This window comes from Streptomyces sp. NBC_01116, from assembly GCF_041435495.1.
In the GTDB taxonomy this organism is placed as follows: Bacteria; Actinomycetota; Actinomycetes; order Streptomycetales; family Streptomycetaceae; genus Streptomyces.
On sequence record NZ_CP108644.1, the window covers coordinates 2,171,631 to 2,189,772 of the forward strand.

Annotated in this window: 12 protein-coding genes; 10 read left to right on the plus strand and 2 right to left on the minus strand. The window is 71.9% G+C overall.

What is annotated here, in order from left to right; genetic code table 11:
• Positions 1-114: 114 nt before the first annotated feature.
• The gene (locus tag OG245_RS09485) at positions 115-774 is read left to right on the plus strand and encodes a winged helix-turn-helix domain-containing protein (RefSeq protein ID WP_371623080.1); all 660 of its coding nucleotides are present in this window, start codon (positions 115-117) and stop codon (positions 772-774) included.
• 79 nt (positions 775-853) lie between these two features.
• Here the strand turns inward: OG245_RS09485 and OG245_RS09490 are convergent, their stop codons facing one another.
• Positions 854-3,019: an MMPL family transporter gene (locus OG245_RS09490; RefSeq protein WP_371623081.1), complete on the minus strand. Its 2,166-nt coding sequence runs from the start codon at positions 3,017-3,019 to the stop codon at positions 854-856.
• A gap of 242 nt (positions 3,020-3,261) precedes the next feature.
• Between OG245_RS09490 and OG245_RS09495 the strand changes: the two genes are divergently transcribed.
• On the plus strand, positions 3,262-4,530 hold the full coding sequence (locus OG245_RS09495; RefSeq protein ID WP_371623082.1) for a sensor histidine kinase: 1,269 nt from the start codon (positions 3,262-3,264) through the stop codon (positions 4,528-4,530).
• Complete coding sequence (locus OG245_RS09500; RefSeq protein WP_371623083.1) at positions 4,515-5,162, plus strand: LuxR C-terminal-related transcriptional regulator; 648 nt, start codon at positions 4,515-4,517, stop codon at positions 5,160-5,162. The genes OG245_RS09495 and OG245_RS09500 overlap by 16 nt, the downstream gene beginning before the upstream one ends.
• A 29-nt stretch (positions 5,163-5,191) precedes the next feature.
• Here the strand turns inward: OG245_RS09500 and OG245_RS09505 are convergent, their stop codons facing one another.
• Positions 5,192-5,947, minus strand: a complete 756-nt coding sequence (locus OG245_RS09505; protein ID WP_371623084.1) for a class I SAM-dependent methyltransferase — start codon at positions 5,945-5,947, stop codon at positions 5,192-5,194.
• Between the two features lie 92 nt (positions 5,948-6,039).
• Here OG245_RS09505 and OG245_RS09510 point away from each other — a divergent pair, with 92 nt between their 5' ends.
• The 7 genes from OG245_RS09510 (at position 6,040) to OG245_RS09540 (ending at position 18,116) form a co-directional block, all read left to right on the plus strand.
• On the plus strand, positions 6,040-7,215 hold the full coding sequence (locus tag OG245_RS09510) for an esterase/lipase family protein (protein ID WP_371623085.1): 1,176 nt from the start codon (positions 6,040-6,042) through the stop codon (positions 7,213-7,215).
• Complete coding sequence (locus tag OG245_RS09515; protein WP_371623086.1) at positions 7,212-8,933, plus strand: hypothetical protein; 1,722 nt, start codon at positions 7,212-7,214, stop codon at positions 8,931-8,933. The genes OG245_RS09510 and OG245_RS09515 overlap by 4 nt, the downstream gene beginning before the upstream one ends.
• A 28-nt stretch (positions 8,934-8,961) precedes the next feature.
• Complete coding sequence (locus tag OG245_RS09520; protein WP_371623087.1) at positions 8,962-10,092, plus strand: AAA family ATPase; 1,131 nt, start codon at positions 8,962-8,964, stop codon at positions 10,090-10,092.
• An 88-nt stretch (positions 10,093-10,180) separates the two neighbouring features.
• Entirely contained in the window at positions 10,181-15,202 is a 5,022-nt protein-coding gene (locus OG245_RS09525) for an SAV_2336 N-terminal domain-related protein (RefSeq protein WP_371623088.1), read from the plus strand.
• A 130-nt stretch (positions 15,203-15,332) separates the two neighbouring features.
• Positions 15,333-16,238 (plus strand): metal-dependent hydrolase, encoded by a 906-nt coding sequence (locus OG245_RS09530; protein ID WP_371623089.1) that lies wholly within the window; start codon positions 15,333-15,335, stop codon positions 16,236-16,238.
• A 3-nt stretch (positions 16,239-16,241) separates the two neighbouring features.
• Entirely contained in the window at positions 16,242-17,324 is a 1,083-nt protein-coding gene (locus tag OG245_RS09535) for a 2Fe-2S iron-sulfur cluster-binding protein (protein ID WP_371623090.1), read from the plus strand.
• Between the two features lie 63 nt (positions 17,325-17,387).
• Positions 17,388-18,116, plus strand: a complete 729-nt coding sequence (locus OG245_RS09540) for a TetR/AcrR family transcriptional regulator (protein WP_371623091.1) — start codon at positions 17,388-17,390, stop codon at positions 18,114-18,116.
• Positions 18,117-18,142 lie beyond the last annotated feature (26 nt).

Genomic DNA, 18,142 nt, shown 5'->3' on the forward strand with positions numbered 1-18,142 from the left:
TGTTGCCGCGCGTGGAACGCGCAGGCCCACTAAAGCCGCTCACCCCGGCCTTCGGTCCGCGCGCACGACGCAAGTCCGTCCCTGACGACTCCTCGCGCGAAAGAGCTGACCCTCATGGCGAACACCCGTCCCTTCTCCGCCGCGTCCGCCGCCACCGCGGCGCCCCCGGCGGCCGCTGCGGCCCGTCCCACCGCCCGCTCCCTCCCCGCCCACCCGAACCGGCACCGGCTGCGCGCGGTCGACCGTGACGAGGTCGCCGCACCGGCCGACGTGGCGGACTTCCTCCCGCCCGGGGCCACCTGGCTGCCCGCCCCGCAGCACACCCTGCCCACCCTGCCCGGTCAGCCGCCGATGATCGGCTACCTGGTGCTCGTGCCGGCCGACCAGCAGCCGGCGCTCGCGGGAGCCGTCGCGGCCTCCCGGCTCCGGCCGGGCGGCTCGCCGTTCCCCCAGCAGCCGGAGCCCGACCGGGCGGCCGACGAGGGGGCGCCCGCCGGTCCGGTCCGGATCGACGCCACCCGGCGTACGGCTTCGGTCGACGGCGTCGCCCTCGACCTCACGTACCTGGAGTTCGAGCTGCTGTCCCATCTGGTGGCGCATCCGCACCGGGTGCACACCCGCGACCAGTTGGTGACGACGGTGTGGGGATACGGGCACGTGGGCGACGGGCGCACCGTCGACGTCCATGTCGCCCGGCTGCGCCGCAAGCTCGGTGCGGAGTACCGCCGTTCGATCCAGACGGTCCGGCGGGTCGGGTACAAGTACACGCCCTGACCCGCTCGGCCCACCCGGAACGTCCGGCGGCCCCGGACCACGGTTCCTCCTCACCGTGGTCCGGGGCCGTCCGGGCGTCTCAGAGCCTCCGGCCCGCCGGAGCGGGGGGACTCACCGGGGCGGAGGTGCTCACCGGTGCGGCCTGCTCGCCATATCCCTCATGGTTCTCCTCCTCCAGGCCCGGCAGGCGCGAAAGGCCGCGCGGGGTGCGCCAGTTGCGCTCGCCCAGAAGCAGCATCACGGAGGGCAGCAGCACCATCCGTACGACGGTGGCGTCCAGCAGCACCGCGACCGCGAGGCCGACGCCCATCTGCTGCATGTCCTGCATGGACAGGGTGCCGAACACCGCGAACACCGCCACCATGATGGCCGCCGCTCCGGTGACCGCCCCGGCGGTGCGCCGGATGCCGGTCTCGATCGCGGCCCGGTTGTCCAGGCCGCCGCCGCGCGCCTCCCGGATCCGGGAGACGACGAACACGTGGTAGTCCATCGACAGGCCGAACAGGACGACGAGGACGAACAGCGGCATCCACGCCTCGATCGCGCCGACCCCCTCCGAGCCGATGAGCGACGCGCCCCAGCCGTGCTGGAAGACGGCGGTCATCACACCGTAGGAGGCGGCCACCGAGAGCAGGTTGAGGACGATGGACGTCACGGCGATGACGTAGCTGCGGAAGCAGAACAGCATCAGCAGGAAGGTGACCGCCGTGATGAAGGCGAAGACCGGGACGATGCCGCGCCGGAGCTGGTCGTTGAAGTCGACCGATCCGGCGGTCTCCCCGGTGACGTGGGTCTTCGCCCCGGTGCCGTCGAACGCGGCGGGCAGGCGCTTCTCGCGCAGTTCGGTGAGGTCGGCGGTGCCGCCCGGGAGGGGGATCTCGATCTCGGCGACGTTCTCGGCGCGGTGGACGGTGACGTCCTCGAATCCGTCGAGGGCCGCGGTCACCCCGGGGGCGGCGATGTCGGGCGCGGTGACGACGACGAGGGCGGGGGCGGGGCCGCCGGGGAAGCTCTCGGTGATGCGGCTGTGGGCGATGGAGAGCTGCGAGTCGGAGCCGAACTGCTTCTCCAGGCCGAGCGATTCGGTCTTCATGCCGAGGGCGGGCGCGGCGAGGGCGAGCAGCAGGACGACGGCGGCGACGGCGAAGGCGCGGGGCCGGGCGAGTACGGGGCCCAGGACCCGGCCGACGATGCGGCCGCTGCCGGCCCGGCCGTGCTGGGCACGGCGGTTCAGCAGCGGGACGCGGCCCGCGTCGATCCGGTCGCCGAGCCAGGAGAGCAGGGCGGGCAGGACGGTGACCGAGCCGAGCATGGCGATGAACACGACGATGATCGTGGCGAGCGCGAAGCCCTTGAACAGCAGGAGCCCGGAGAGGAACATGCCGCCCATCGCGACCATCACGGTGAGGCCGGAGACGAGCACCGCCCGGCCGCTGGTGGCGGCCGCGATGCGCAGGGCGGTCTCGGCGTCCCGTCCGGCGGCGCGTTCGTCGCGTTCGCGGCGCAGGTAGAAGAGGCAGTAGTCGACGCCGACGGCGAAGCCCATCAGGAACATCACCGAGTACGTGGTCTGGAACAGGTGCAGTTGGTGGCTGGCGATGGACAGGAGGCCGAAGGCGGCCATGCACGCGGTGAGGGCGAGCCCGACCGGGAGCAGGGCGGCGACGACCGCGCCGAAGGCGACGAGGAGGATGCCGAGGGCCAGGGGTACGGCGGTGAACTCGGCCTTCCTGAAGTCCTCGGCCAGCAGGTCGCCGAGCCACTTGCCCGCGCTGGCCTCGCCGAACTGGTGGATCTCGGCGCCCGGGTGGTCCTCGCCCACGGCGGCGACCGCGTCCAGGACGGGTTGGACGCGATCGGAGGAGGTGGCGGCCTCGCCCTTCATCTCGAAGGCGATCAGGGCGTCCTTGCCGTCCTCGGAGGCGACGGGCGGGGCGATGTTCTGTGCTTCGCCGGTCTCCCGCAGGGCGTCGGCGAGGGCGTCGGCGGCCGGCTTCCAGTCGCCGGCGGCGGGGGCGGAGACCATGACGAGTTCGCCCGCGGGCTTGTCGAGTCCGGCGTCGAGGAGGATCTGCTCGGCGCGGGCGGACTCGCCCGCGCCGTTCTCCGCGTCGGTCATCTCGACCATGCCGGTGGCCCCGCCGATGCCCGTGGCGAGCACGACGAAGAGCAGCCAGCCGAGTACGGCCGTCCTGCGATGGTGGGTGCTCCACACGCCGATGCGTGCGGCGAGATTGCGCCTCATGCGTTTCTCCCCCGGAGGTAAGCGTCGGGTAAGTGATCGGGACGCTTCGAATCTAGGAATCGGACACGGCCCGCCCCAGCCGCCGGAACCCCCGGTCGCGGAGGCGTAGGGGGCGGGTCGGGGGGTGGTGCCAGGTACACCCCCGCCGGGTGGTGGACCGGCTGACGCGGCGGGGCGGGGCCGGGTGAGACTGGCACCCGGACCGGGACCGGCCCGGCTCCGGTGAGGGGGAGAGACCCGCGATGAAGGTGTTCTCTGGACGGCTGCGGCCGGCGGCGACGGCGGCGGGGCGCGGACTGTTCCTGTCGGTGGCCGGGCTGGCGGCGTCCATCACTCTGTTCGTGCTCGCGGTGCTCTCGATCGTCTTCGTCCTGCTGGGCGTCGGCGTGTTCACCACCCCGGTCGTGCTGGAGGCGGTCCGCAAGCACGCCAACCAGCGGCGGCTGTGGGCGGCGACGTGGTCATACGTACGGATTCCGGTCCCGTACCGGCCGTTCCCGAAGGATCTGCGGACGGGTGTCACCGGTCAGGTGGAGCGCACCACGCTGATGCTGAAGGACCCGGCGACCTGGCGGGACCTGCTGTGGCTGCTGATGGACATGACGGCCGGCACGGTGCTGGCGGTCCTGGCGGCGGCCCTGATGATCTACCCGGTGGAGGGCCTCGTCCTGGCGGCGGGGCTGTGGCGGGTGTTCCGGGACGATCCGTACTGGTACGGGTTCGTGCCGGTGGACAGCCAGGCGACGGGCATCTCGGCCCTGGCGCTGGGGGTCGTGCTCTTCCACCTGGGGATGCGGGCCTCCGGACCGCTGCTGCGGGCGCACTTCCTGCTCGCCCGTACGCTGCTGGGGCCGAGCCGGGACGAGAGGCTGGCCCAGCGCGTCGAGCGGCTGACCGAGACCCGGCACGAGGCCGTGGACACCGCCGCGTCCGAGCTGCGCCGCATCGAACGGGACCTGCACGACGGGGCGCAGGCGCGGCTGGTCGCGATGGGCATGAACCTGGGCACGATCGAGGCGCTGATCGAGAAGGACCCGGCGCAGGCGAAGAGGATGCTGGCGATGGCCCGGGAGTCCTCCGCCGAGGCCCTCACCGAACTGCGGGACCTGGTCCGGGGCATCCACCCGCCGGTCCTGGCGGAGCGGGGTCTCGGCGACGCGGTCAAGGCGCTGGCCCTGCGGCTGCCGGTCGCCTCCGAGGTGACGGTGGAGCTGTCGGGGCGGGCACAGGCCCCGGTGGAGTCGGCGGCGTACTTCGCGGTCAGCGAGGCCCTGACGAACACGGTGAAGCACGCGGAGGCGGAGCGGATCCACGTGGACGTGCACCACGCGGAGGGGATGCTGCGGATCTCCGTGACGGACGACGGCAGGGGCGGCGCGGTCGTCGGATCGGGCTCGGGGCTGAGCGGAATCGAACGGCGACTGGGTACATTCGACGGCATCCTGGCCGTCAGCAGTCCCGCGGGCGGTCCCACCATGGTGACCATGGAGATTCCTTGCGAGTTGTCCTAGCCGAAGATCTCTTCCTGCTGCGCGACGGCCTGGTGCGCATGCTGGAGGCGTACGACTTCGAGATCGCCGCGGCTGTGGAGACCGGGCCGGAACTGACCAAGGCACTCGCGGAGTTGGAGCCGGACGTCGCCGTCGTCGACGTCCGGCTCCCGCCGTCCCACACCGACGAGGGCCTCCAGTGCGCCCTGGCCGCCCGCCGGGCGCGGCCGGGGCTTCCGGTACTGGTGCTCTCTCAGCACGTGGAGCAGTTGTACGCGCGGGAGCTGCTGGCCGACGGCAACGGCGGCATCGGCTATCTGCTGAAGGACCGGGTCTTCGACGCGGACCAGTTCATCGACGCGGTACGGCGGGTGGCGGCGGGCGGCACGGCGATGGATCCGCAGGTCATCTCCCAGCTCCTGTCGCGCCGTTCGCGGGACGAGCCGATGGGCGGCCTCACCCCGCGCGAGCGGGAGGTGATGGGGCTGGTGGCCCAGGGCCGCTCCAACGCCGCCATCGCCTCGCAGTTGGTGATCACGGAGCGGGCGGTGGCCAAGCACACGTCGAACATCTTCGGCAAGCTGGACCTGCCCCCGTCGGACGACGACAACCGCCGGGTGCTGGCGGTGCTGGCGTATCTGGACCACGGCTGATCCCGCACCCCGGACCCCGGACCCCGGGCTCAGGGGTGGGCCACGGCCAGACTCACGAGGTACGCCTCCTCGACCTCGCCGTCCGGAAACAGCGCGGTCAGCAGGGCCCGTTCGCGGTCGAAGAAGTCACGCACCCCGACCGGGTCGCCGATCAGGAAGTCGGAGTGGGTGGCCAGGTTGGCGACATGGGCGTCGACCGGTACGCGGCGGCTCCACGCGACCAGCCGGGTGCGGAAGTCGAGCCCCTCGGGCAGCGCGGCCCGGAAGCGGGCCCGGTGGGACGGGACGGCGGGGACCTCCGCCCCGAAGAAGACCCGCATCCGGTTCTCCTGGTCGACGAGCCACTCCACGTCGGGGTCGCCGTCGTTCCACCAGAGCGCCAGCGCCCCGCCGGGGCGCAGCACCCGGCGGACCTCGGGGATCGAGCGGGCCGGGTCGGTCCAGTGCCACGCCTGGGCGTACGTGATCAGGTCCATGGAACCGGTCCGCAGCGGCAGGTTGTTCCCGTCGCCCCGGACCAGCGGCACGTCCGGCAGCCCCCGGCGGAACTGCCCGGCCATCCCGTCGCCCGGCTCCACCGCCGTGACCCGGGCCCCGCGCTCGTACAGCCGTGCCGTGCCGAGACCCGTACCCGCTCCGACGTCCGCGACCCGGGCTCCGGCGAGCGGCAGTCCGGCCAGCTCCTCGACGGCGTCGAACAGGGCGGGCGGGTAGGAGGGGCGGTGCGCGTCGTAGGCGGCGGCGATGGCGTCGAAGGAGCGGGCCTGTACGGATCTCGTTGTCATCCCTCCATGATGTTGCAGACGAAGTCCGGGGTGAAAGGCAATACCGACCGGCTTCTCCGTGAGAGATCCAAAGTGGGCCATTCTTGGGTAGGTTGACCACCCAGGCGGACGTCATGGGGGCTGTGATGGGATCGGCGGACAGGCAGGAACGGCTGGGCGTGGTGTTCGTCCACGGCTTCCGCTCATCGGCGGAGATGTGGAATCCGCTCATCGCGTCGATCGAGCAGGATGACGGCCTGAAGGGCGTCACCGCACTGCCCTTCACCTACGACACCCGTCTGTGGCAAGTCGTCCCCGTGCGCAGGATTCCCGCTTTCGACACCGTGGCCGACAGTTTGAAGGAGTTCCTGGACACCGAAGCCGAGGTCTTCGACCGCCTGATGCTGGTCTGTCACAGCCAGGGCGGGCTGGTGGCCCAGCGCTTCCTGGCCCGGATGCTCGCCGAGGGACGCGGCAGGGACCTGGCCCGTATCCGGCGAGTCGTGCTCTTCGCCTGCCCGAACAACGGCTCTCAGCTGGCCCTGTCCCTGCGTCGGGGATTGCTGTCACGCAACCCGCAGGAAAGCCAGCTGAGGCCGCTGAACCAACAGATTGCTGATACCCAGCGCATCGTCCTGCGTGACATCGTCAACGCGCGGGAGACAACGGCCCGGACGAGTCCGATCCCGTTCTCGGTCTACGCCGGCGAGACCGACAACGTGGTGACACCTGCTTCCGCGCTCGGCACCTTCCCCGACACCGCTGTCCTCCCCGGCGGCCATTCCGGCATCGTGCGGTCGCCCCGCGCGTACTCCACGCTCAGGCGCCTCGTCCTCACGGGCACCGGGATCCCCTTCACCACCAGCCCCATCACCGGTGCGGCGGCCGAGCAGGAGCCTGTTCCTGCCGCCCCGGCGAACCTGAGTTCCGCGACGAACGGCCCACCCACCGCGCCGAAGCCCGTGGAAGCCGTGCCGGAGAGCCCTCCCAGCGTCTTTCCCGACACGATCGACATCGTGCGGGTGGCCGAACAGGTCTCCGACATGGACGACCCCGACTTCCGGCGGCGGGTGATCGGCCTGGTGCGAAGCACCTTGGAACCGGAGGCGGGCTTCTCTCCCGCTTTCCGGGCCCATCCGCGTGATCACCTGCTGGAGATCGTGGAGCGCTGCCAGACCCACCGTCTGCGTGCCGCCGCGCTCGCCGCCTTCCGCGACGCCGTCACCGTCCTGCGTCCCGACGATGCCGCCACAGCCACGTTGGGCGCGATGATCAGGGACCCGGAATGAGTGTGTCCGCGGGGCCCGGCCGTTCGGGCAGCACCCGTAGCTCGCCGTGGTCATGGCTCGGCCTGCGGGGCAGGCCCCGTTCCACGGCGGTGCCGAAGGAAGGACCGGGGCACGAACCGGAGGACATAGCGACAGCCAGCGGCATCCGGCCGGACGGGGGCGAGTGGTCGGCCAGGTCCTACGAGGAGTTGTTGCGCGCACTGGTGGGATTCCCCGACTTCCACAATCCCGACTTCTTCCGGCAGGTCGTGCTCCTCATGGGTAAGCGCCTCGACGGGAGCGCCGCCCCGTTCGTGGTCGAGCACCACGCCGATCCCCGCAGCCAAGTGGCCGCGCTGATCGGTGCCATGGACCGGCACCGGGATCGCGGAGCCGCTCTGCGGGCTCTCGCCGACACCCTGCGCCTCCTGCGCGGGGACGAGGCCGCGGTGACACGGCTGGACAGGGTCGTCAGCGAGCTGGCACCCGCCGGAAGGCTCCCCAAGCCGAGACTGCGGGCGATCGTCGCCCAACTCGAGTCCATGAGGGACACCGTGCCGCTGCCCGTGGCCGGCGAAGCGCTGCGCAGGGCGTTGCTCCCCGGCGAGCCCTCAGGGCTCCGGGGCAGTGAATCCGTGTCCGGGATGGTCGCACGGCTGGGCGACGCGCGTGAGTTCACCGCGGCCGACGCGGATCCGTCCGCCGACACGCCCCTGGTCCTGCGGTTCCTTGCGGAGCTCGCCGCCGATCTGCCCGGTACGGAGCAGGCCATGCTGCGCAGCCACGTCAGCCTCGCGGTCGAGGAACTGGGGCTGCCCGCCGGGGCGAAGACCGATCTCGCGGGCCGCGGCCGACGGCCGACGGCCCGGGGCGGGCGCCGGGTTCTGCAGATCCGTCTCCGGGAGACGACGCCGGGCAAACAGAGGTACACCGTCGACGCCGCCCTGTTCGACTGGACGGAGGACGGTCTGAGCCACCCCCGCAAGAGGGAGGCCCTACGGACATTCGGTCTCGGTGAACTCAAGCGGTTCGGCCGTACCTGTCTCGCCGACTGGTCCGACCTGACAGCGCACCTCGATGACGCGGGCCAGGTCCGTGTGGAGTTCCTGTTGCCGTGGTCCCTGCTCGGCCATCCGGTGGAGCGTTGGCTGACCGACGGCCACACCTACCTTCTGGGACACAAGTACCCGGTCGTCATACGCTCCTTGGACCGTATGGAGAGGCAGTCCTGGCGCCGGGACTGGAGCCTTCGGTGGGAGGCTCTGCATGATCCGGCCACCACGGCACAGCAGTGCGACAGAATCGCCTGGCTGGCTCTGGAATCGGCACGCGCGAGCAAACTGAACGGCGACGTGCTGCGTCTGCGAGGACGTGACGGGGAAGTGCGCGCCTGGCTCGACACCCACCCGGAGGCCGCCTCTTTCGCTCTTGCCTTCGCCTACGATCCACAGAATCCGAAACGAGCGCTCGCCCTCCAGGAAGCCGTGTGCGAGGGAATCCCCCTCATCATGTGGCGACGGGACGACGGCGACCCCGAAGAACTCGCGGCTCGCATCGGGGAGATGACAGCCACCCAGTTCTCCTTACTTCCCGATCACCTCAGGCTCTGGCGGCGCGCGGCGGCCAAGGACGACAGCGAGGACATGCACAACCACCTGACCCTTCTGTGGGACGACCCCAAATGTGTCCCTCGGGAAGGGACCCTGACCGCGCCGGACGTGCGTCCGCGGAAGTCATGAAGGCAACGAGAGGAAGCGGCGGACCGGCATGAGCGTGGCGAACAGCGGCAGCAGCAGCGGCCCGATCACGCCTCCGAGCGAGGGAGAGGCGTCGGAGGCACCGGACCCGGACTGGTGGCTCTACCGGTGCGCTCCCGAACCGCACGACGGCATCGACCGGCTGCCGCCCGCGCCGCCGTGGCGTTCGTTCTCCACCTCGGCGGCGTCCGAAGAGATGCCCGAGCCGCCCCCCTTGAGGGAGGAACGGGACGGGCACCGCCGGCTCGGCCGTCAGCTCAGGGCGGTCACCTACCAGGCGGACCGCGAGGAGATCCACCTGGTGAACATGGCCATGATGCTTCGCCGACCTCTGCTGGTGACCGGGCGGCCCGGAGTCGGCAAGTCGACCTTGGCGTACAGCATCGCCCGGGAACTGCGGCTCGGGCCCGTACTGCGCTGGCCGGTCACCAGTCGTACCACCATGCAGGACGGCCAGTACCACTACGACGCGATCGGCCGACTCCAGGACGTCGGTCTGCGGGAGCGACTCGTCGAGGTGTCCCGGCCCGGGACCACCGAGCCGGCCGCGGTGGAGCCGCCCGACATCGGCCGATACCTGCGCCTGGGGCCGTTGGGGACGGCGCTGCTCCCCTGGCGCACCCCTCGCGTCCTGCTCATCGATGAGATCGACAAGAGCGACCTGGACTTCCCGAACGACCTTCTCCATGTGTTCGAGGAGGGTGAGTTCACCATCCCCGAACTCACCCGTCTCAGCCGGCCTACCGCCCAGGTAATGACGTCTGACCACGACGGCTCCGTCGAATTGAGACACGGGCAGGTCCGCTGCCACGAGTTCCCTGTGGTGATCATGACGAGCAACGAAGAACGGGAGTTCCCGCCGGCCTTCCTGCGGCGCTGCATCCGACTGGAGATCCGCCAACCGGACCGGGCCAAGCTGGCACGGCTCGTGGCCGCGCACCTGCCGGCGTCCGAGGGGCCGTCCGAGGAAGTGCGCGAGCAGCTCATCATGGAGTTCCTGCGGAAGCAGGACGACGACGGAGCGGAACTCGCGAACGACCAGTTGCTGAACGCGGTGCGGGTGGCGCAGAGCATCTGGAGCGATCCGGAGGAGCGTGACCTCGTCAGGGACCACCTGATGCGGCCGCTGAACGAAGGGTGAGCCCGCAGGACGATTCCCTGGCACGGGGCTTGGCCGCATTGCTTGCTGGTACGGACTCGCCGTCGGCGGAGGACGTCGCGGACCTCCTGTGGATGGCCCGGGCCATCAGCCGCGCCACACCTGGCGAGGAGAGGGAGGAGTCCCGGTCAGGAAGCGCGGCCCGGTACGGCGTCGGGTCGGACCTGGGTGGCCCGTCGGGAGGCACCGGTGGGACTCGGGTTCCCGGCGGCACGCGTCCGCCGGAGCCGTCCCCCCGTCCTGCGTCGGCCGATGCGTTCGACGGGCGGACGGAGAGAGGCGGCGAGCCTTCCAGCTCCGCGCCCGACGTACCTCTGCACCCGCTTTCCACCGGGACCCCAGGTCCGTCGTCCCCGGCAACGGTCCCATCGCGTCCGGTGATCCCGGCGCCATGGTCCGGGCACCCCGCGAACCCGCGCTCGGCGACTCCCTCGCCATCGCCCGCGCGCTACGACCGTTGAAGAGACGGGTGGAGACGTCCGGGACCCGAATTCTCGACGAGGCGGCGACGGCCACCGCCACGGGTGAGGCTTCCCTGTTGGTGCCCGCCTGGCTCCCCCGCACCGAGCGATGGCTCTCTGTGGACCTGGTCGTGGACACCGGCCCGTCCATGGTGATCTGGCATCAGCTGGCAGCGGAGTTGCGCACCCTGCTGGAGGGCCAGGGAGCGTTCCGCACCGTACGCGCCTGGTCGTTGGAGAGCGGTGGGACCGAGCCGCGATTCTCCACCTTCCGTCGGGCGACTGGCGCGCGGCCCAAGCGCGGCATGCCGTGGGAGCAGCTGGCCGATCCGACCGGCCGGCGCCTCCTGCTGCTCCTGACCGACGGTGTGGGTCCTTTGTGGCGCCGTGACGGGATGAGATCGGCCCTACGGCAGTGGTCCCGCGACCGGCCGGTCGCGGTGCTCCAGGTACTGCCCCGATCCCTGTGGCACCGCACCGGTCTGGCTCCTGTGCCGGTGCTCGCCCGGCCAGCGCCCCAGGGGCGGAACACTCCACTGTTCCGGGGCGGGAGCAGCGTACGCGGTACACCACCGGCGCCCCGGAGCGGCGGCTGGGTGCCGGTGCTGGAACTGGACGCCGAGTGGATCGCGCCGTGGGCTCACGTGGTGTCGGGACGCGCGGCGGGCTGGACGCCCCTGTTGGCCCTGCCCACCGACGGTCCGGAGGCGGACAGCGGTGCCGTGCCCGAGGCGTACGACACCGCGCCCGGAGGGCTGTCCGCGCAGGCCCTCGTCGAGCGATTCCGCGGGGAAGCCTCGCAGAGCGCCTTCGAACTGGCCGGCTACCTCGCGGCCGCTCCGCTGGTCATGCCGGTCATGCGGTTGATCCAGCGGGTCATGATGCCCCGCTCGAAGCCGTCGCATCTCGCCGAAGTCTTCCTGTCCGGTCTGATGCATCGGGCCGACGGCAGCACTGCGGTCCTCGGCGAGGACCCGGATCTGACGCTGTACGACTTCCTGCCCGGCGTCCGTGATGTCCTGCTGAGCACGCTGACCCGACAGGAGTCCCTCCGCACGCTGGACGTGGTGGGCCAGGTGTCGGGGCGGGTGGCCCAGCAGCTGGGAGGCAGCCTCAACTTCCGTTCGCTGATCCCGTCGGCCGATGCGCAGGACACGTGGCGCCTCCCGGCCGGGAGCCTGCCGTTCGCCCGGGTCGCCGCCTCGGTCCTCGCAGGCATGGGCGGTGACTACCGGACAGCCGCCGCGGCACTCACCGAGCGCATCGAGGCCACGTCCTCCCCCGCCGCCTCTGCCCGCTCCGCTCCTCCCCACGCCTCCGCGCGCACCGCTCTTCCTTGGGTCGGCGAGATCCGGCGCAGCGCCCGCTGGACGCCCTCCGGTATGGCCCTGCGTGCCCCCATGCTCTTCGTCGGGCTGGGCGGGACCGGCGGCCTCGTCGGCGCCGAACTGGAACGCAAGCTGCGCGTGGACCTGTGCGGCCCCGACGGCACCGCCCTCCAGCACATCGGCGGCCTCGCCCCCTACCAACTGCCCGACTGCCTGCAGTTCGTGTACGCGGACTTCAGCGAGCCCGACCTCCAGCGGCTGCCCCAGTTCAACGTGGACTCCTCGCTGCGCGCGGCGTACGCCCGCACCTCGCGGGCCACCCACGACCTCCGCCCCGACTCCGAGAATTCGCCGGAGGTGACGCAGATGCTGCGGGCGAGCCTGCGCGAGGAGGTCTCGGGCTGGCTGCCCCCGCACGAGGGCGAACCGCGCGTCACCCCGCTGCACAACGGCGCGGGCCAGCTCCCCACGGTGGGCCGCGCCGCGCTCTTCGCCACGCTGCGGCACTCCCTCCAGCCGGTCCTGGAACCCCTCCTCCAGGCCATCGACGCCATCGCGCACTCCGCGGCAGAACTGAGCGCACTGGGCGGCGGCCGGATCAACGGCTGCGACGTCTTCGTCGCCTTCTCGGTGGCCGGCGGCACCGGGGCCGGGATCTTCCTGGACTATCTGCACCTGATCAACCAGGCGTTCACGATGCGCCGCTTCAACGGCGTGAGACTCCACCCACTCGTCCTGATGCCGTCCGCGTTCCCCGACGGGGCCGGTGGCGGGCGCGAGGCGGAGCTGAACGCGGCCCGCTCGCTCGTCGACCTGTTCCGGCTGGTCGACGGGCAGAACGCGCCGGTCGCAGCGGTCGACATCGGCGACCTCGATCAGGAGACCGGCCTCGGCATCCGCTACCCCGGCACCCGGCCGATCAAGCTACGCACCGGCATCCTGCCGACCGCGCTCCTGTTCAGCCCGACCGCGGGCATGCGCCAGGACGACCTGCGTCGCTCCATCGTCTCGCTGGTGATGTCGCTGATCGGCACCGGGCTGGGCGGCAGCCGCTCCCAGGGCCGGTCGATGGCCGGAGACGACGACTTCCAGACGTTCGCCGCCGACTTCATCAACCGGGGCGTGCAGCGCGGCAGCCCGTCCCCCACCGGCATCGGCCGGCAGGGGGTCTCCACCAGCCTGGTCGCCTCGATGACCGCGCCCATGGACCAGCTGGCCGACCTGGTCGCCGGACGGCTGCTGCGGGTCGCGGTCACCGATCTGGCGGGGCGTCCACCCCTTGTGTCCGGGGACGAGACCGCTTACCGGGTCCGGCAGCTGTTCGCCGACTCCCAGCTCGAAGAGCTCTGGGAACCCGAGCAGTTGCCCGTGGGGGACCCGCAGCCGCTGCCGCGCGGCGGCAAGGCGATCGAGGAGGCGCTCAACCAGCGGATCGGGGACATGCAGCGCCTGCTGTCCGGGCTCCACTCCATCGCCGACCGCCAGGCCGCCGCGATGGCGGCCCGGTTCAGCCCGCGCCCGGCGATCGAGAAGCTCCTCCAGAGCGTCGACCCGTTCCTCGCCGAACGCCTCGTCAGGGGCGTTCCGGACAGCGAGAACGAGATCACCCGGCTCGGGTTCCTCGGCATGCTCACCGCCCGCTCCCGCTCCCCGAAGCGGCCCGCGGGCGTCACCGACCAGCCGCCGAAGACCCCCCGGATCAAGGGCCGTATCGCCGGGATGTCCCCGGCCCGGTGGGGCGACGACGACGTACGGGCCGCCCTCCAGGCCCAGGACACCTGGTACCGCTGGCGCTGCCGGGCCGTCTGGCACGAGGCCTGGCGGGAGCAGCAGCAGCGCTGGCTACCGGAAGCGGAGACAGCGGTCGGCGAACTCAGCAGCCTGCTGGACGCCTTCTACCATCATGCCGGCGAGGAACGCCGGAGCTCGGTGGAGAAGAGCCGGGAGCTGTACGCGGACCGCGTCGGGATCGCGTACCTGCTGCCGCCGCAGCTCGACCTCAACCACTTCTACGAGGACGTCGCCGCCCAGCTCGTCCGCGGCGAGGCGCCTCGCGAGAACGGCGACGAAGCCGACCTGCTCCTCAGGACGATCAACGGGGAAACCTGGCGTTCGATGTACACGCGCACGCGCAATGACCCTGCGGGCGCGGTGGCCGCAACACAGGCGCTCCTCGCGGCACGCGTCATGCAGGTGTTCTCCGGCGAACACCTGAAGACTCCGCCGCTGCTCCCACCGATGGGCCTGCTGCTGGCTGCCGCCGCGGGCGAACCGAACGCTTTCGACTCCGTGAGCCGGGGGACGCTCGACCGGTTCGAACACGGGCTGGCAGGGCTCCTGCCGGTGGGTTTCACCCCGGAGGGCACCGGGCCGCTGCGGGTCCTGGTCACCCACCCGCAGGTCCAAACGGCCGAGGAGGTGGTACAGGAGTACCTCTACCGGACTCTGCGGCTGCCGTCCGTGCCCAGGGCGTCCGTGGAGTACCGGGAGGTGGGAAGCGACTCGATCACCGTGGTCCTCTTCCGCAGCGAGATGAGCCTCACCCAGGTGCCCGAGGCCCGCAAGGTGCTCCGCCAGTGGGCCAGGGCCAAGGACGACGAGCAGGCCCACGACGTACTGCGCTGGCGCCAGCGCCTCGGCTTCGAGGACGACTGGATGGTCAGCAGCGAGGAGGACCGGCGCACGATCCTGCACCGCCTGCTGTGCTGCCTGTGGAACGGCCAGGTCGACGTCCTGGACGGCGAGTCCGCCTCGCCCTCGCGGGTGCGGCTGCGGCTGTTCCCGGAGAAGGGGGCGAACGTCCCCGGCGTACGGCTGCGGCTCGGCGACTTCCCCGGCGGCATCTCCAGCTGGTCGGAGCTGCTGCGCTCCTACGAACGCTGGACGGTGCTGGACGACGAACACACCGTGGAGGACTACGGGGCCAAGCTCATGGCGGCCCGCCCCCTCGGCCTCTCCCGGGCAGGCTCCGGACCGGACGCCCTCTTCGTCGAGCTCGTCGAGCGCATCGCCCCGCGCCAGCTGGAACTCCTGGAGGAGCGCCGGGAGCAGGGCGGCCGACGCGTGGACGGCTGGATCCGGCCGCTGTGGGAATTCTGGGCGGAGACCCTGCCCGCGGCCCTGGACAGGGAGTTCGGCGACCAGCGCGCGATCCAGCCCACGCTGCGCACACTGCTGGAACACGCACGCGGAGGCGCCCCGAAGCCGCCCGCCTCCCGGCCCGCGCCGGAGCGCCGGCGTATCGCGGAGGACGACGAGGACTGGGGCACCTCGACCCCGAACACCGTCGAACGGCGCGTCTGACAGCACCGTGCCGTGGGCCGAGCGCCCGGAGCGTCGGTCGAGGGGCCTCCGCGGCCGCCGCGCCTCATTCGGCACCGGCAATCCGTGCACGCCTCTGGTCCCCCCACATACCCGTCAGTACATTGACACCATGTCTAATACGCAGCCAGCGGCGGTCGCGTCGGAGCGGACGCCCCTCAAGGCCCGCAAGGTGTCCTTCGCCTGGGAGCAGACCCCTCTGCACTGGGTGCCGGGCGACCCGTTCACCACGCACACCATCAACGTGCTCCATCTGCTGCTCCCGGCCGGGGAACGCTGGTTCATCCACGTCTACCGGCAGATACTCCCGTACATCCACGACGACCGGCTGCGCGAGGACGTCATCGGGTTCATCGGGCAGGAGGCCGTGCACTCGCAGGCGCACGACGATGTGCTGCCGCATCTGCGGGAGTCGGGCCTCGACCCGACCCCGTACACCGCGCAGGTCGACTGGTTCTTCGAGAAGCTGCTCGGGGACCGGACCCTGCCGCCGGGGCGGGCCTCGAAGTGGTGGCTGATGGAGCGGGTGGCGACGATCGCGGCGATCGAGCACTACACCGCGTTCCTCGGCGACTGGATCCTCAACGCCGACGCCCTGGACCGCCGGGGCGCGGATCCGACGATGCTCGATCTGCTGCGCTGGCACGGGGCGGAGGAGGTCGAGCACCGGTCGGTGGCCTTCGACGTCTTCATGCACGTGGACGGCGGCTACCGGCGGCGGGTGCGCACCTGGGCGGCGGCGTTCTCCGCGCTGCTGTTCCTCTGGCAGCGCGGCACCCGCTTCTTCATGGAGAACGACCCCACGCTGCTGGGCGGCAAGGCCTCCTTCAAGGCGTTCCACGCGAGCGGCAAGCAGGGCACGCTGCCCAGCACGGGCTCGATCCTGCGGTCCGTGCCGAGCTATCTCAGCCGGTCGTACCACCCCTCCCAGGAGGGCAGTACGGCCCAGGCCGTCGCCTACCTGACCCGCTCCCCCGCCGCGCTCGCCGCCGAGGCCGCCACGACGGAAGGGGCCTGACCCATGGCTCTGCCCCGTCTGCGTACCGTCGTGCTCGTCTCCGGCGCCGCCCTGCTCACCCGGCGCGCCCTGAGGCGCCGGATCGCCCGGTCCCCGCTGTGGCCGCTGCCCGCTCTGCCCGAGCCGGTGTCGGGCCACTCGAAGCGGCGCGCGACCTCGGTCCGCCGGCTGCTGATCACCGGGCGGACCGTGGTCGCCGACGGTGTCGTCCAGCTCCGGCTGGAGGGGGCCGGTCTGCCGCGCTGGGAGCCGGGGGCCCATCTGGACCTGGTGCTGCCGTCCGGTCTGGTGCGGCAGTACTCCCTGTGCGGCGACCCGGACGACACCGGTGCGTACACCGTGGCGACCCGGCTGGTGGAGGGCGGCCGCGGCGGTTCGCGGGAGGTGCACGAACAGCTCCGGGAGGGCCTGGAGATCGAGGTGCGCGGGCCGCGCAACCGCTTCCCGCTGGCCGAGGCCGGGGCCTACGTCTTCGTCGTCGGCGGCATCGGGATCACCCCGGTGTGGCCGATGCTGCGGTCGCTGGCCGCTTCGGGGGCGGACTGGCGGCTGCTGTACGGGGGCAGGTCGCGGGGGTCGATGCCGTTCCTGGCGGAGATCGAGGGGCTCGACGCGGACGGGGGCCGGGTCACGGTCGTCGCCCAGGACGAGGCGGGTCACCCGGACGTCGCGGCGGCGCTGGGCGCGCTCGCCCCGGGCACGGCGGTCTACTGCTGCGGGCCCGAGCCGCTGATGGACGCCGTCGCCGCCGCGCTCCCGGAGGGGCACCCGCTGCACCTGGAGCGGTTCTCGGCCGCGACGGGTGACGCGTCGGGCCCCGGCTCCGGGGCGTTCGAGGTGGAGTTGCGGCGCAGCGGGCGCACGGTGCCGGTCGCGGCCGGGCAGTCGGTGCTGGACGCGGTCCGCACGGCGGCGCCGCACGTCGCGTACTCCTGCGAGCAGGGGTTCTGCGGGACCTGCCAGCAGCGGGTCCTGGAGGGCGAGATCGATCACCGGGACGATCTGCTGACCGACGACGAGCGGGGCGACTCGATGCTGATCTGCGTCTCGCGGTGCCGGGGCGGGCGTCTCGTCCTGGACCTGTAGGGCGCTCGCCGGCCGGTGCACGCCGGGCGCGACGCCCTCCCCGGCCCCGGATAGGCTGTCCGTATGACGACCGGGATGCGGCGCAGGATGGGCGTCGAGGAGCGCAGACAGCAACTGATCGGCGTCGCGCTGGACTTGTTCAGCCGCCGCTCGCCCGAGGACGTGTCGATCGACGAGATCGCCGCGGCCGCCGGCATCTCCCGTCCGCTCGTGTACCACTACTTCCCCGGGAAGCAGAGCCTGTACGAGGCGGCGCTGCGGCGGGCCGCGGACGAGCTGGCGGCCCGCTTCCTGGAGCCCCTGGAAGGGCCCCTGGGCGCGCGGCTGCTCCGGGTGATGGGGCGGTTCTTCGACTTCGTCGACGAGCACGGCCCCGGCTTCTCGGCGCTGATGCGGGGCGGGCCCGCGGTCGGTTCCTCCACGGCGAACGCCATGATCGACGGGGTGCGGCAGGCCGCGTACGAGCAGATCATCACGCATCTCGGGGTGACCGAACCACCGGCCCGGCTGGAGCTGGTGGTCCGCTCCTGGGTCTCGCTCGCCGAGTCGACGGCGCTGATCTGGCTGGACGGACGGCGCATCCCGCGCGCCGAGCTGGAGACGCAGCTGGTGCACGACTTCGCGGCGCTCGCCGCCGTCAGTGCCGCGTACGACCAGGAGATGGCGGGCATCGTGCTGCGGGTGCTGTCCCAGGAGCCGGCGGACGGCCCGTTCGGTGAACTGCTCGCCCGGCTCTCCGCGTTCGCCCCGGACGTGCCCGGCGTGCCCGCGCAGCGCCTGCCGCCGCGCTGATCCCCGGCACGACCGCCGCCCCCCGG

Bases quoted from the DNA above. Each gene is read 5' to 3' on its own strand.
- OG245_RS09485 (WP_371623080.1), top strand. From the start codon at position 115: ATGGCGAACACCCGTCCCTTCTCCGCCGCGTCCGCCGCCACCGCGGCG.
- OG245_RS09490 (WP_371623081.1), bottom strand. From the start codon at position 3,019: ATGAGGCGCAATCTCGCCGCACGCATCGGCGTGTGGAGCACCCACCAT.
- OG245_RS09495 (WP_371623082.1), top strand. From the start codon at position 3,262: ATGAAGGTGTTCTCTGGACGGCTGCGGCCGGCGGCGACGGCGGCGGGG.
- OG245_RS09505 (WP_371623084.1), bottom strand. From the start codon at position 5,947: ATGACAACGAGATCCGTACAGGCCCGCTCCTTCGACGCCATCGCCGCC.
- OG245_RS09515 (WP_371623086.1), top strand. From the start codon at position 7,212: ATGAGTGTGTCCGCGGGGCCCGGCCGTTCGGGCAGCACCCGTAGCTCG.
- OG245_RS09520 (WP_371623087.1), top strand. From the start codon at position 8,962: ATGAGCGTGGCGAACAGCGGCAGCAGCAGCGGCCCGATCACGCCTCCG.
- OG245_RS09530 (WP_371623089.1), top strand. From the start codon at position 15,333: ATGTCTAATACGCAGCCAGCGGCGGTCGCGTCGGAGCGGACGCCCCTC.
- OG245_RS09535 (WP_371623090.1), top strand. From the start codon at position 16,242: ATGGCTCTGCCCCGTCTGCGTACCGTCGTGCTCGTCTCCGGCGCCGCC.
- OG245_RS09540 (WP_371623091.1), top strand. From the start codon at position 17,388: ATGACGACCGGGATGCGGCGCAGGATGGGCGTCGAGGAGCGCAGACAG.